General features: G+C 69.1%; 7 protein-coding genes. 6 read left to right on the top strand and 1 reads right to left on the bottom strand.

The genetic code is table 11. The features are described 5' to 3' along the window. The first annotated feature begins 286 nt into the window (after positions 1 to 286). Entirely contained in the window at positions 287 to 1,588 is a 1,302-nt protein-coding gene (locus tag FK268_RS19725) for an ROK family transcriptional regulator (RefSeq protein ID WP_146437166.1), read from the top strand. A gap of 10 nt (positions 1,589 to 1,598) precedes the next feature. Here the strand turns inward: FK268_RS19725 and FK268_RS19720 are convergent, their stop codons facing one another. Next, positions 1,599 to 2,798, bottom strand: a complete 1,200-nt coding sequence (locus FK268_RS19720; RefSeq protein ID WP_146437165.1) for a DUF7373 family lipoprotein — start codon at positions 2,796 to 2,798, stop codon at positions 1,599 to 1,601. 486 nt (positions 2,799 to 3,284) lie between these two features. On the opposite strand from FK268_RS19720, the gene FK268_RS19715 reads away from it, so the two are divergent. From FK268_RS19715 to eccCa, 5 genes are read left to right on the top strand one after another with little or no spacing between them, the layout of a single operon-like run. Next, positions 3,285 to 3,608, top strand: a complete 324-nt coding sequence (locus tag FK268_RS19715; RefSeq protein ID WP_146437163.1) for a hypothetical protein — start codon at positions 3,285 to 3,287, stop codon at positions 3,606 to 3,608. Positions 3,609 to 3,657: 49 nt separating this feature from the next. Then, the gene (locus FK268_RS24300; RefSeq protein ID WP_158636173.1) at positions 3,658 to 6,852 is read left to right on the top strand and encodes a DUF5632 domain-containing protein; all 3,195 of its coding nucleotides are present in this window, start codon (positions 3,658 to 3,660) and stop codon (positions 6,850 to 6,852) included. Next, the gene (locus FK268_RS19710) at positions 6,849 to 8,783 is read left to right on the top strand and encodes an AAA family ATPase (RefSeq protein ID WP_158636172.1); all 1,935 of its coding nucleotides are present in this window, start codon (positions 6,849 to 6,851) and stop codon (positions 8,781 to 8,783) included. Before FK268_RS24300 ends, FK268_RS19710 begins: the two co-directional genes overlap by 4 nt. Then, positions 8,776 to 10,377 (top strand): type VII secretion protein EccB, encoded by a 1,602-nt coding sequence (eccB, locus tag FK268_RS19705; RefSeq protein ID WP_146437159.1) that lies wholly within the window; start codon positions 8,776 to 8,778, stop codon positions 10,375 to 10,377. The genes FK268_RS19710 and eccB overlap by 8 nt, the downstream gene beginning before the upstream one ends. Further along, entirely contained in the window at positions 10,374 to 14,594 is a 4,221-nt protein-coding gene (gene eccCa / locus FK268_RS19700; RefSeq protein ID WP_158636171.1) for a type VII secretion protein EccCa, read from the top strand. Before eccB ends, eccCa begins: the two co-directional genes overlap by 4 nt. The last annotated feature ends 1 nt before the right edge of the window (position 14,595 follow it).

Below are 14,595 nucleotides of genomic sequence, written 5' to 3'. Positions count from 1 at the left end.
TCCCACTGTGGGCCGCGGTGCTTGTGCGGCGAGGTACAGGGGGTGCTACTTTCAAGTCATGTCCGGGAGTCTTGAGGCCCATCTGCGCGTCGGTTATGAGACCGTCGCGCTGGGCTGCCGTCTCCCCATGGTTCGCGTGCACTGTCGAATGTGTTGCTGCTGAGCGTTCCGCTCGCAACTCCCGCCGACCCCTCTGACGGGTCGAGTCTTTCGACAACTCCATCTTCACGCCGACGCCCGGGGTAGATCCCCGCAGGTCGCGGCGTACGCACACCTACGAGGAACCATGACCGTCGTTGATCTTCCCCCCGTTTCCCCCGCTTCGGCCCGCCCCGCGCAGGCCCGGACCGCGCGGCCGCGCAACCCGCTGGCGCGCCCGGCGGCAGTGGAGCGCCCGGTCCGCACCGCTTCGCCCGCACGGGTTTTCGCCCCGCAGCTCCGCGTCTCGGAGAAGCCCGCCGCCGCCGTGCTGCGCGTGATCCGTCGCGGGGGCCTGGTACTGCGCGATGAGATCGTCCGCGAGACCCAGCTCTCCGCCGCCACTGTGAACCGCCAGGTGACGGCCCTGATCGAGGCCGGCCTCGTGCGTGAGCGCGCGGACCGCGCCGCGAGCGGCGTCGTCGGCCGCCCGCGCCTGCCGCTCGAGGTGGACCCGAACGGGCCGCTCGCGCTGGGCATCCACATCGGGTTCCGGGTCAGCACCGTGACGATGCACGATGTCGCCGGCAAGGTGATCGGCGCCATCCAGATCCCCACGCCCGAGAGCGGCGAGCCCGGCGAGGTGCTGTCCGTGATCGCCACCAGCGCGCGGCGATTCCTGGCGCGCTGGGACGGCCGTACTGTTCTTGGGGCCGGCATCGCCATCGGCGGCCGGGTCGACGATCGCGGTGTGGTGGCCGATCATCCCCGTCTCGGTTGGAAGGATGTCGCTCTGGGCGAACGTCTTTCGGGTGCGATCGGCCTGCCGGTCACGGTGGCGCCGCACGTCGAGGCGATGGCCGCCGCCGAGCTGCACCTGTCCGAGGAGTACGAGTCGCAGGGCTCCACGCTGTACTTCTACGGTCGCGAGACCGTGGGTGTCGCGCTGGCGCTGCACGGCGCGGTGCACTCGCCGAAGTCGGGCCCGCACACCATCGGTCACCTGCCGACCCGCAATGTCGAGTTGCTCGACCCGAAGCGCACCGGTCGCCTCGAGGACGCCGTCACCGACACTGCCGTCGTGGATGCCGCCCGCGCGCAGAAGCTCTCGGTGCGCACCATCGCCGATCTGCACAAGCTGGCCGACGGCGGGAACGAGAAGGCGCGCGCGATCGTCGCAGAGCGCGGTCGGGTGCTGGGTGAAGCGGCCGCGCTCGTGGCCGACATCTTCAATCCGGACCGGCTGATCCTGGGTGGCCAGGCGTTCACCGACCACACCGCGATCCTGCCCCACGTCGCCGCCGCACTGAAGGCCACGTCGGCCGAGCCCGGACGGGCCGTCCGGGTGAGTGGTGCGGGTGGCCGCGTCCAGCAGCAGGCCGCCGGCGCCGCCGCGCTCGACGGTGTCTACACCGACCCGCTGGGTGCCGTCTCCCGCGCGACCGCCTGATCGCTCCGGATCACTTGGCGTCCTTGACCATCAGGTAGCTCGCAGCCACCTGCTGGTGTGCCTGATCGAGGGTGCCCACGGCATCCGTCGTCACGTAGTAGCGGCCCGATGTGAAAGTGCATCGGTAGGCTCGTCGCGGCTCGCCGTTCGCGCGGGTGACGAGGCTGACGCATCGGGATTCCGGGACGCCGCCGACGGACGCGACTTCGGTCGCGCTGCCGTCGCTGCCCTCCTCTCCCGTCCGATAGGCGTCGGCGAGGTAGCGCGCGCTGGCGGCACTCCAGGTGCGGGTCACCGTCGAGCCTGCCGTGCCGATGAGGTCGGCGCCGGCTCGGTCGAGGAGCGTCTTCGTGGCGTTCCAGTCGTCGGTGGCGGCATTCGCCCAGGCCTGCGGCGTGAGGTAGCCCAGAGCCAGCTGCGTCCCGTCGCTCGCCCGGATCACGTCCGGGAGGGTCAGTGACATGATCCCGTCGCGGTCCGGCGGAAGCGTCAGTAGCTGGTCCGGTGACATGGTGGGCGTGCGGAGTGTGGTGGTCTGCCGGTCCAGCCACGACTTCGCCAGGGAGGCCGCCGTGGCATCGGCGGTGTTGCCGAGCCCGACCACGAGCAGGTAGTCCTGGTAGGGCGTCCACCAGACCTTGGTCAGGTCGAGGTTCGACAGGCTCGTCCCCAGGAAAGCGTCGGGGTGCTCCGGGATCGGCGACCTCTGGTTGGACGCGAACTCCGCCCGGATCGCGCGCGCGGCCGCTGCGGCGTTGTCGGCGGTTCGATATCGGATGACGGCGGTCGTCATACGGGCGGTATCGGCGTTCGCGCGTTCGATCTGGGTCGTCTGCCATGCCGACACGGCGCCTCCGACGAAGCTCTCGTTCTGCGACAGAGCCGGGATGAGCGGGAGCCCGAAGGCCAGTCCGAGTGCGACCGTCGAGGGCAGGACCGGCGTCGTCGATGCTGCGGCCCAGTTGAAGGTCTTGTCGAGCTCGGGCGGTGCGACCAGGCCCCCGGAGAGTTCGTAGCTGGCTTGTACCCGCCGGTCGTTCGCGTTCGTCCTCTCGGGAACAGCGCGCGGCTTCGTCGGATAGCCGCCCGGATCGAGCCGGACCGCGGCACTCGGATCCGGTGCGGCGGTGCCGTCGACCGTCGTCGCGCAGCCGCTGACGGCGAGCAGCACCGCTACCGTCGAACACCCACCCCGTACGAATCCCCGCATAGCGGACAGTTTTGCACAAGCGGTGCGGGGAACCGGTCCGATGATTCTGCGGGGTGCGCTATCGCGCTCCGGGGGCGGAATTACGACATTGAATTCCGGTGATCGATATGAATGCTCACGAAGATTGCTGGGTCGCCGGTGGCTGTGGGTGCGCCGGTTCATGAGCGGGGCGGCGAATCGAGCGGCTACCTGCGCTGACGTTCGTTCCGTGGGTGTGACTCAGGGGATTCGTTCGCGAGTCCGGTAACGGCGACCGGGCCGGTACGGCCGCGGCGCGTCGTCATGGATCGCTACGCCTCGCGACCGTGCACAACGTGACCGACAACCGGAATTGTCGATCGTGATCCTGTGTGGCCTGACCTGGAAGTCTTGCGACTCCACAAGGAGACCTTCGAGCGAGTGCGGTTGCAACAGGAGTGGTACATTCTTTTGCGACAACGAATACAGTCGGTACGTGTGTGCCGTCTGGCTGGGCAGGACGGGAGGGTGGCATTGAGCTCCGACAAGGACAGCGGTGCGAACCTCGGCCAAAGCGCGGGTGCCCGCGCCATCGAGGCGCGCGCGGCCATCGCCACGGCGCAGTTGCGTTCGACCGTGAAGTCGATCAGCTCCTCGGTGGGAAGTACCAGTGCGCACGGTGAGCGGATCGTCGAGACCATCGACGAACTCATCGATGGCGTCATTCCCGAGCTCGAGGCCGCGGAAGCGCTCGCGATGCGACGCCGCAGCGAACGTCCGTCCGAGGACACCTCCGGTAGTCGCTCGTCGCTGTGGGTGCAGGCCCCGTCGGCCATGGGGGTCGCGTCGTGATCACGTCGTCCACCGCCGCGTCGCGCTCGGCCTGAAGTGAGGTGTCGAAGTGATCGATCGCCCTGATACCCCCCACGCCGACGTCCTCCTCGAAGGGATCTGGGAGGACGAAGTGACTCCCGACGACCTGGCGTCGCGGGCGCTGTCCGCAGCGCAGGCGTCGTCGTACGCCTTCAGGGTGGCGAGCGAGGGAACCACTGCGACCGCCCAACTCGGTGAAGTCGAGGTGTCGGAGTTCCTCGAGACCGAGACCGGGAAGTGGGCGCAGGGCTTCATCGGCATCGTCCGGGTCGGCGAATCCCTGGTCCACGTCTCGCACGCGCTCGGTGAACTGGCGCGCAGCCTGCAGCAGGTGAACCTGGAGCAGTCCGAGATCGTGTACCAGGTCGAGGCGGAGATCGAGGCGGCGGAGCGGCAGTCCGCGCAGGCCGGCATCGATCCGGCCGATCGCGTCGCCGAGCTGATCGCCACCGCTCGGGCCCGGGCCGTCGAGGTGGCAGAGAAGATGGTCACGCCCGAGACGGGGGCCACGAAGGAGAAGCCGGCCGTCGGCCTGGTCAGCGGGTTCATGGCCTTCGGTCGCGTTCCCGGCACGAGCGTCGAGGCCAGTGAGCGCAACGGTCGCGTGGCACGGAACGGCCACGCCCGCAACGGCTACGCGGTGCGGAACACCCGCGGCGAGCAGAACGGGCACGCGCCGGTCAACGGGCGTTCCACGAACGGCCACGCCGAGACGAACGGACACACCGTCGTGAACGGCCACGCCGACTCGAACGGCCATGAGACGGTTCGCGACCCCGTCGAGACCAACGAGCGGGCGATCGTCGAGCCGGAAGCGGCGAGCCCGGAGGCCGCCGCCGCTGCCGCGCAGGACGCGTTCGCGAACTCGGTCGACGAAGCCCCGATGGATCTCGGTTTCATGGGGTTCGGCCGCATGCCGAAGAATCCTGTAGCCCGCGCCGAGGGCCCGGTGGAGTACGACAGCGTGGACGCCGACCACCCGGTGGCAGCTGACGCGACGGTCGACGACACGGACGACACCGAGGAATGCGTGACCTCCGAAGCCGAGACCTCGGAGACACCCGCTGATGTGGTCGAGGACGACGCTCCTGTGCTCGCCGACGGCTTCTTCGGACTCGGTCGAGCTCCGTCCGTGAGTCCACCGGTCGATGCGGCGGTGCCGGTGGTTCCGCAGCCGGTGTTCAACGGATTCACCTTCGGTCGCACCCCCGGCGCCGGCGAGGCAGGGGAGCGTGAGGCCGTGAGCGGGCCGATCCCCGTCGCCGCACCGGCCGGCTTCGTCCCGATTCCGGTCGAGGACGTCTCCGTCGACGACGACCAGGCGGCGGCGGAGAGCGAGGCCGGCACCGCCATTGCCCTCGGAGATGAGGCGGTTCGACCTGAACACCGGGAATCGGTGGGAGAGGCTGAGCCGCTCGACGCCGTGGTGGCCGGTGGCCTCTCCTTCGGGCGGGTGCCCGGAGGCGCGTGGTCCAGCCCCGGCGCGGTGCCGACGGTGCCCGCGGAACCCGCGGTCGTCGAGAACTCCGACGACGAGCGGTCCCAAGACGCGCAGCCCGTGGACCCCGTTCCCGATGGCGAACCGGACGGCGAGGCCGAGGACGATGCGGTCGGGACCGGAGACGACTCGGCCGCCGATATCGATGACCTCGGCGACATCGATGAGGACGACGGCATGGTCGACATCGACGACGAGGGCCTTTCGGCCGACGTGGACTTCGCGGACGACGAGATCGACACCGAGGCCGACGATGTCGTCGCCGACTCCGTCCTGGACGGTGATGCGGAGTCGTCCGGTGATGCCGTGACGGAGCTCGAGCCCGCCGAGATCGACGTGGATGGCGCGCTCGACGAATCGGCCGCCGCGGGCGAGACTGCCTCGGAAGCGGAAGCGGAAGCGGAAGCGGAAGCGGAAGCGGAAGCGGAAGCGGAAGCGGAAGCGGAAGCGGAAGCGGGCAGCGACGATGGGGTCGCCGTCGACGAGTCCGACGCGGACGAGACTGCGGCCGCGCTCGCGGAGCCGGCGGAGGAGGAGCCTGCAGCCGCAGAGGCGGACGAGGCCGCGTCCGGCGCGCTGGACGAACCCGACGTCGTCGAATCCACTGACGAAGGGACCCAGGCGGAACGCGAGCCGGAGAGCTCGGCGCCCGAACCCACCGCGGCCGCACCCGCACCCGCAACCGCGCCCGTGAAGAAGTCCGGGGTGATCAAGTTCTCGGATCTCCTCAAGGGCGAGCACACACCCGCGGCCGGACCTGCCGTATCGGCCGCAGTGGCCGCGCGAGCGCAGTCGCGTCCCGCTCGCACGGCTCCGGTACTCGCGACAGGGCCGGCCATTCTCGGGCGCACAGAACCCCTCGTACTCCGGAAGAAGTCGCCGGAGGTGCAGCAGGTCCACGATGCGGCGGCCTCGATCCTCGGCTCGCTCAGCGGCGGACCCCACGGACCGGAATCCGGACTCCACTGGGCTGCGGGACTACTCGTCAAGGAGGAGGAGACGGTCATGGCCGTCACCACCTCGGATGCAGGATGGCTGCCACCCGGCGTGGTGATCCCCGCCGGCGTGCGCGTCTTGTGGAACATCCCCAACGGCTACCGCTGGGCGTCCATCGACGATCCGGTCCGTCAACTGGTCGAGTACGCGGAGCGGAACGGATTCACCCTGACCGCCGTCGCGACGACCCATCCGAGCCGTGCGTACAGCTCCGTCGTGGGCGAGGAGAACATGGTGGGCGTCCGCCGCCCGGGTGCCGTACTCCCCGGTGGACGCAGCCGGTTCGAGGCGGCGGTGTCGCCAGCGCGGCTGCAGCAGATCCGTGCGCTCGATCCCGAACAGGCACGACGTCAGGCTCGTGCCCTGATCCGGGATCTCGAGACGCAGCCCATCGCGCCGGAACACGCCATCGGGATCGAGGCGGCGCGCATCGACGCGCGGTGCTTCCTGGACGACGGTGCCGCGGTGCCGCCTGCGGTGCTCGAGCAGCTGCACACCGACGAACGGGCGCTCGCCGACGTGCTGGGGCTCGATCGGACCCCGGCGTCGCCGGAGGATCTGACGGCGCCCGCTCCGGAGGCGACCCGGCTGCGCGACCGTTTGATGGAACGGGCGATCGTCGTCGCCACGCTGGCCGCGGCGTACAGCGACATCGAGTCGGCCGTGTACGCGTGGACCTTCGCCCGCTTCCTCTCGAGCCAGGATCAGGACTCCGCACAATCACGATGACGACCTCGAACCCCACTGCCCAGCGGTACTTCTCGCTCGGGCTGCGATCTCTCGCTGCACGAACCGATACCCGCGAACCGGCTCAGGCCTTCCGCTTGGCCGTCGAAGCCGACCCCACCATGTGCGACGCGTGGATCGGATTGATGGCGGTCGATCGCAGTCAGCTCTCCGATCCCGCCGCCGCGCGGGGGCTGCTCGCCTCGGCTCGCACGTTCGGAGCGGAGTTGCGCCGCAACGGCATGGTGGTGGACCCCGCCGAGGGTGCCCTGGGGCTGAAGATCCCGGTGCACATGGGCGTCGTCGAACTCGGCATGCCGGTGACCGACGTGCTGTACGCACGCGCGGGCGCCGCCGTCATCCTGGCGCAGGCGGGTCACCTCGCCGAGGCGGCCGAGGAACTGACGAAGCTCCAGCGCGAGGTGAGCCACGACTCGCCGGCTCAGCGGAACTACCTGCGATACCTGTGGCTCTGCCTGCTCGGGCTCGCGCACCGCTGGCCCGAGGTGCTCTCGACGGTGGCCGACAGTCGCGAGCCCCTCTGGGTGTCTGCGGAGACCGACGGTGCCGTCCGCTTCTGGCAGCTCGGTGTCACGGCGCTGACGGCGCGCGCACTCGTCGGTACGGGTGACGCGCAGCAGGCACTCTCGGCGACCAGGACGGCGCTCGCCTCCGAGGAGTTCAAACTGGTGCAGGCCAGCCTCATCGTCACCCAGGCCTACGCGCTCCGTGCGACGGGCGACGAGGACGGCGCGGCGAAGCTCCTACGCGATGCGCGGGCGTGGATCTCCTCGCGTGCCGACCTCGACCACGCGGCCGCCGGCGGTTTCCTCGAAGTCGTCACCGCGCAATCGATGAGCACGCGCACCGATCCCTGGGACCCGGCGTCGGGGACCACCGCCCTGGAGATCGAGCAGGAGAGTCTCGACCGGCAGCGCGACGTGGTGCTCGCCGACGCCTGGCGTGAACTGGACGCTCTGGTGGGCAGCCCGGACGTGAAGTCCCAGATCCGCCGCCTCGCGTCCAAGGTCGAGATGGACCGCGAGCGCAAGCAACTCAGTGAGGAACTGGGCGAGGAGTACAGCGAGGAGGAGATGCGCCTCTCCGCGATCATCACGGGCCCGCCCGGCACGGGTAAGACCACGGGCGTCCGGATTCTCGCGAAGTTGTACTACGGCCTCGGCGTGATCGCCAGGCCCGAGGTGTACGAGCACCAGCCGAGCGACATGATGACGGGATACGTGGGCCAGGCGGGTATCCGCACGAACAAGCTCATCGACGAGGCCCGCGGCGGACTGTTCTTCCTCGACGAGGCCTACGGGCTCGTCGCCGGTGACGGCGAGGACCAGGCGTCGCGGTTCGGCCGAGAGGCGCTCGAAGCGCTGCTCGCCCGGATCGAGAACGAGGGCGACCGGCCGCTGCGGGAGAAGGTCGTCGTGGTGCTCGCAGGCTACGACGACGACATGAACCGCTTGCTCCAGGTGAACGCCGGCCTTCCGCTCCGCTTCCCGACGCGCATCTCGTTCAGTTCCTTCACCCCCGAGGAACTCGTGGCGATCGCCGAGTCCGTCGCGGCGAAGAACCGCGAGGAACTGGGCGAGGGCGTGCGCGAGTACCTGGAATCGCACAACGACCGGCTCGCCGAGGTGAGCGCCCTCGATCTCAAGGGGCGCCTGTGCAGTGGCATCGACCTGATGTCGAACGCCCGGTTCATGCGCACCGTCATCTCCTCCGCGCGCGGCTTCCGCGACTTCCGGGTCAGCGGTATCGACCGCTCGGGCCTCTCCTCGGAGGAGAAGCGGGCGCTGTTGCGCACGCTCGAACTCGAGGACGTGCGGCTGGCCTACGAGGAGACGCTGCGGGTGTCGCCGAACTTCCCGTGGGCCGAGTGGAATCTGTTGGAGTCGAACTGGCGGGCGAAGGCGAATGGCTGAGATCAATTCCGATCCGCAGAATCCGAAGTCGGGTCTGCAGGAACGGGTCCGAGGGTTCCGCCTGACGTCGAAGTACCAGAAGTCGGGCGAGGCGTACCTGCAGCGGCGGAACGAAGAGGCGCTGGTCCGGCGGGACACCCGGTGGATCGACGACGTCAAGAAGTACCAGGGTTCGCCCCTGTACATGGCGCTCGCCGTCGGGTTGGTCGCGGTGCTCGGCTGCGTGATCGGGGCCGTGATCTTCCCGTCGGGGAAGGTGGGCGACGGCGACATCATCCAGGACTCGCAGACCGGTGCGTTGTACGTGCGGGTGGGCGACACGCTGAACCCGATCCCCAACGTGGTCTCCGGCCAGCTCATCATCGGCTCCCCGGCCCGGCCGGTGCAGGCGAAGTCCTCGGAGATCGAGAAGCTCCCCCGCGGACCCATGGTCGGTATTCCGTATGCCCCGACGGTGATCCGCAACTCCACCGACAGGCTCTCGCAGTGGGCGGTGTGCGACACCACTGCCACGGGGTCGGCGGTGCCGCTGGACCCGGGCACGGGCCTGCCGACCACGGCGACGGCGGCGGTCAAGGTCACCGTCATCGGCGGCGGGCTCACGCCCGCCGACGGCACCGACGAGCTGACCGGTGATCGGGCGCGCGTCGTGGCCTTCGACAACCAGACCTGGCTCGTCTACCAGGATCACGGGGTGGTCGCGCGCTCGCGGCTGGACCTGAGCAACTCGGCGATCCGCGAGGCGCTGGGCATCAGGATCGACCAGCGCGTGATCCCCATGTCCCCGGGGTTGTTCAACGCACTCGCAGCGCGCGAGCCCGTCGACGTCCCGCCGATCACCGATCTCGGTAAGCCCGTGCGGTTCCCGAACACGGAGAAGCTCCTCGTCGGTACCACGCTGCGGGTGCCCACCGTCGACGGTGGCTGGACCTACTACGTGGTGGCGGCCGACGGCATCCAGCAGATCAGCCAGACCGCGGCGTCCATCCTGCAGACCGTTTCGCCGGTCAAGAGCGGCGTGGTGGAGACCGAGGCGGCGAAGGCGAATCAGTGGCCCAAGGTGGGCGGGCGGATCGCCGTCGACCACTTCCCCGCGGGGAAGGTGCGCATCGAGGATGCGACCAGTGACCCCGTGACGTGCATGACCTGGTCACACGACGGGGACGCGCCGACCGCCCAGCAGCGCGTGCTCGTGGCCGGCACCCTCCCGCTGACCGCAGCGCAGAGCGCCGCCCGGATCGCCCTCATCGGAGCGCCGGGTTCCGCGGGAACCATCGCCGACGACGTCTACCTGCCGGCGAACAGTGGCCGGTATGTCTACGCCACCGGCTCGGCCGCGGACTCCCGGGAGCACAGCGGCGAGTTCTGGATCGCCGACACCGGAATCCGTTACGGCATCGACGATCAGGGGTCGAACGAGGCGGGATCCTCCGCCAAGGCGCTCGGGCTGCGGGATCCCGTGCCCGCGCCCTGGACGATCATCAGCTTGTTCGCGCAGGGGCCCACCCTCTCGCAGGCCAGCGCATCCATCAAGCACGACGGTGGCGCCGAGGACCCCGTCGTCGCGAAGTTCGACCCGAAGGGGAAGAAGTGAGTAGGCAGGTCTTCGAGCCCCCGCTCCACCCGAAGAAGGAGCCCCGGGTCGTCAAGAAGGAGGTGGAGGTCCGGACGCCGGACACCATCGACGAGATCGATCCGCCCGGTAAGTGGCGCACGGTGATGATGCCGGTGATCATGGTGGTCGCCGTGCTCGGCATGCTGTTCATGATGATCCGCATGAACCGCGGCTTCAACCCGGTCATGCTGCTGATGCCGATGATGTTGCTGTTCGGCATGTTCGCCTACATGGGCGGCGGGCCCGGCGGCAGCGGAAGCAAATCGAAGGCGCAACTGCTGCACGACCGGAAGCAGGCGAGCCGCTCGATCGGGAACTCGCGGGAGAAGGCTCTCTCGCGGGGCCGCAACTACTTCGACGCCCTCGCGCACGCCTACCCGGACCCCGCCGTGACCGCCTCGCTCGTCGGGACGGAACGGATGTGGGAGGTCAACGGTGGCGATCAGGAACGCAAGAGCCGGTTCACCGCGGCGCGGTACGGGCGTGGCCGGATCGTGCCGAAGGCGAAACTGCTCACCCCCGAGGCGCCCGACGGCGAGTTCCTCGACCCGGTGCAGTGGACGGAGACCGTCAAGTTCCTGCACACCCATTCGACCATCGCGGACATGCCACTGGCGCTGACGCTGCGCAATCTCCCCGTCCTCGGGGTGGGCGGCGACCCCGAGAAGTCCGCCGGGATGGTCCGCGCGATGCTGAACCACCTCGCGGTGACGCACGGGCCGGACCGGCTGCGGATCGCCGTCGTGGCCGATACCCCCGACGGCGGCCGCTGGGAGTACCTGAAATGGCTTCCGCAGGTGCAGCACCCGAGCCTGATCGACGCGCTCGGATCGCGCCGCATGATCTACGGCAACTGGACGGAGTTCCTCGAGGAACTGGCGGGCGGCGACGAGCAGCCCACCGCCGAGGCCGATCGCATCGTCGACTACTCCCGTCCGTTCACCACCGAGACCGAGGTGACCGGACGCACCCGGCACACCGTCGTGATCGTGGAATCCGCAGAACGAGCGCGGATGACGGACCAGGCGATCGCCTCCCTGGCGGACGTCACCTGGATCCTGATGTCGCCGCCCGACGGCGTCATCGACTCCTTCCCGCACGCGGTCCTGCTCGATGTGGACGCCACGGGGATCGTGACCCGCTGGGATTCGGACCTCCCGCTGGAGGCGCCGAAGGAGATCGCGCGCGCCGACCACCTCGATCTCATCGACGCACACACCACCGCACGCAAGTTGGCGCGGTGGGAGCTGGAGACCACCGCCTCCCTGCTCTCCAAGGAGCGCCAGGACACCGGGCGGGACTGGGCCAGCCTCGTGCAGGTGGACGATCCCGGCGCCATCGACGTGGTCGACTTCTGGCAGCGGATCAAGCGCTTCGACGACCCGCACCGGCTCAACTTCCCGATCGGCTTCGGACCCGACGGCACGCGGATCTTCCTCAACATGCGCGAGGCCAGCCAGGGCGGCACCGGCCCCCACGGCGAGATGATCGGTACGTCGGGTTCCGGTAAGTCCGAATTCCTCCGCTGCCTGGTGCTCGACGCCTGCCTCTTCCACTCGCCGTCGATGCTCAACCTGCTGCTCGTGGACTTCAAGGGCGGCGCGACCTATCAGGGCATGGAGGACATCCCGCACGTCGCCGCCGTGGTCACGAACCTCGAGAAGTCCGAGAGCATGGTCGACCGCATGATGGAGGTCATCACCGGCGAGCTCAAGCGGCGCCAGCAACTCTTCGACAGCGCCGCGGCACGGTACCCGTCGTTCAACATCATCGGCCTGACGGAGTACGAGAAGGCGCGCGAGTCCGGGCACTGCCCCGACCTCGAACCGATGCCGGCGCTGCTCGTCCTGATCGACGAGTACACCGAACTCCTCGAGGCCAAGCCGGAATTCGTGAACATCTTCAGCCAGATCGGCCGCGTGGGCCGGTCCGTGGGCGTGCACCTGTTGCTCGCCTCGCAGAACGCGGAGATGGCGCGCTCGCGCGGTCTCGAGTCGAACATTCACTACCACATCGCACTTCGTACCGGCACCGCCGGCGATTCCCGTGCGGTGATCGGCGTACCGGACGCGAAGAACCTGCCCGGCAAGCCCGGCAACGGCCTGATCAAGACCCTGCACGAGGACGACCTCATCCGGTTCTACGCGGGCTTCACCGGAAAGCCCTACTTCGCGCCCGAGGCGGCACCCGAGCCCGTGGTGCGCGAGGTGGTCCAGCCGACCGCCGACGACCTGTCCTCCCGCGGGTTCACGGCTCGACGCGTGGACATCCCCGATCTCGAGGCGGAGATCGTCGAGGACGAGGAGATCGTGCGCACCGAGGAGGAGATCCTCGCAGCGCCCACCGTCTTCACCGTGGTCAAGGAACTGCTCACGAAGGCTCCGGCGCGCCCGGCGTACAAGCCCTGGCTCCCGGAGCTCACCTCCACCACCCTGGACATCCTCGCCCCGTCGCTCGGCGCGGACGAGTGGGTCGCGCCGAAGGTGACCACCCCGGCCACCCTCAAGACGCCCTTCGGCGTCTTCGACGACCCGGCGAAGCACCAGCAGCCGGTCTGGGAGCTCGACCTGTCCGGTGGCCAGGGCAACGTGCTGATCTACGGCGCGCCGCAGAAGGGCAAGACCACCGCGGCGATGACGCTGGTGACCTCGCTCGCGTTGACGCACTCGCCGGAGCAGGTGCAGTTCTTCATCGTGGACTACACCGGCGGCGGTTGGATGCGGCTCGAGGACCTGCCGCACGTCTCGCGGATCGCGACGCGGTCCGAGGAGGACGCGATCAACCGGATCATCTCGCAGATGTCCGACCTGATCGAGCACCGCGTCAAGCTCTTCCGCAAGTACCGCGTGAACTCGATGGCCGAGTACCGGCGGCTGCGCAGCGATCCTGCGGCGGAGGTGATCACCGAGGACGCCTTCGGTGACGCCTTCATCGTGATCGACGGCTTCGACGCCGCGGTCACCGAGGGCGGGGTCTTCGAGGACGAGGTGGCGGTCCTGGAGGCGCTGGCATCGGGCGCCCTGAACTACGGCATCCACTTCGTCATCACCACGGCTCGCAACACCGTTCTGCGCGGCCTCGCGAGCCACATGCACACGATCATCGAGGGACGGGTCTCGACGGCCAGCTACGACATGTCCGTCGTGAATTCGCAGCGCAACAAGGCGGTTCCCGATAGGGCCGGTCACGTGATCACCACCGATCGGGACCTGCTGGCCCTGGTGGCACTGCCGCGCGCCGACGGGGACTCGTCCCCCGAGACCCTCAGTGACGGCATCGAGGAGGTCGTGGAGCGGATCCGCCGCGCCAACACCTCCGGGGCCGAGGCGCCGAAGCTGCTGGCCCTGCCCGAGGTGATCCTCCAGGACGACCTGTTCTCAGTGTTGCCGGCCGAGGCGAGTGCGCGCGAGCGCGTCCGTTTGCCCTTCGGCGTTCGCGAGACCGATGCCGGTCCCGCCGTCGCGGACTTCGGCCGGGAGGCCCACATGTACGTGGTGGGCGAGAGCGGATCCGGGCGATCGGCGTTCGTGCACACGATCATCGAGGCGATCAGTCGCCGGTACCCGACGATCGACGACGGTGCCATCGCCCTGCTCGACCCGAAGCGCGTGCACCGCGGTGCGTTCGCCCCCAACCCGAAGAACCTCGGCCTGCACGGCTCCGATCTCCACGACTTCCTGCGCCGCTGGCAGGACAAGCTCGTGGAATGGATGGGCGACGGGGAGACCGACCCCGCGAAGGTGACCTACCGTCGCGTCCCCGACGCCGCCGACAGTGCCGCGCTCGCGCGGCGCGACTGGTGGACCGGTCCCGAGGTCTTCCTGATCATCGACGACTACGACGCCGTCGTCGCGCGCGGTGACCGGACGAACCCGATCACGCAGACCGTGAAGCTGATGAACGACGGTGTTATTCGCGGCTTCCACGTGATCATCGTGCTCAACGATTCCGAGTACCTGTACAAGGCCAGCTCCGATCCGCTGATCCAGTTCCTCGACACGCACAGCTCCATGGCGCTGGCGCTGTCCGCGGACAAGTTCAACGTGAACATCGGCGGCGAGCGCGGTCAGCGGTACGGCATTCCCGGCCGCGGACGGTTCCACCCCGGCCGCGGCGCGCCGTCGGACGTCGTGCAGGTGGCCTGGAACGGCGTTCGACGGGACGACGGCGTCGCCGACGACGACCTGTGGGGATAGG

The organism is Tsukamurella sputi, from assembly GCF_007858445.1.
In the GTDB taxonomy this organism is placed as follows: Bacteria; Actinomycetota; Actinomycetes; order Mycobacteriales; family Mycobacteriaceae; genus Tsukamurella; species Tsukamurella sputi.
This window is presented reverse-complemented; position numbering and strand designations above follow the sequence as displayed.

What these genes read in the sequence shown, in the direction of transcription:
- FK268_RS19710 (WP_158636172.1), top strand. Translation starts at nt 6,849, where the DNA reads ATGACGACCTCGAACCCCACTGCCCAGCGGTACTTCTCGCTCGGGCTG.
- FK268_RS19725 (WP_146437166.1), top strand. Translation starts at nt 287, where the DNA reads ATGACCGTCGTTGATCTTCCCCCCGTTTCCCCCGCTTCGGCCCGCCCC.
- eccB (WP_146437159.1), top strand. Translation starts at nt 8,776, where the DNA reads ATGGCTGAGATCAATTCCGATCCGCAGAATCCGAAGTCGGGTCTGCAG.
- FK268_RS19720 (WP_146437165.1), bottom strand. Translation starts at nt 2,798, where the DNA reads ATGCGGGGATTCGTACGGGGTGGGTGTTCGACGGTAGCGGTGCTGCTC.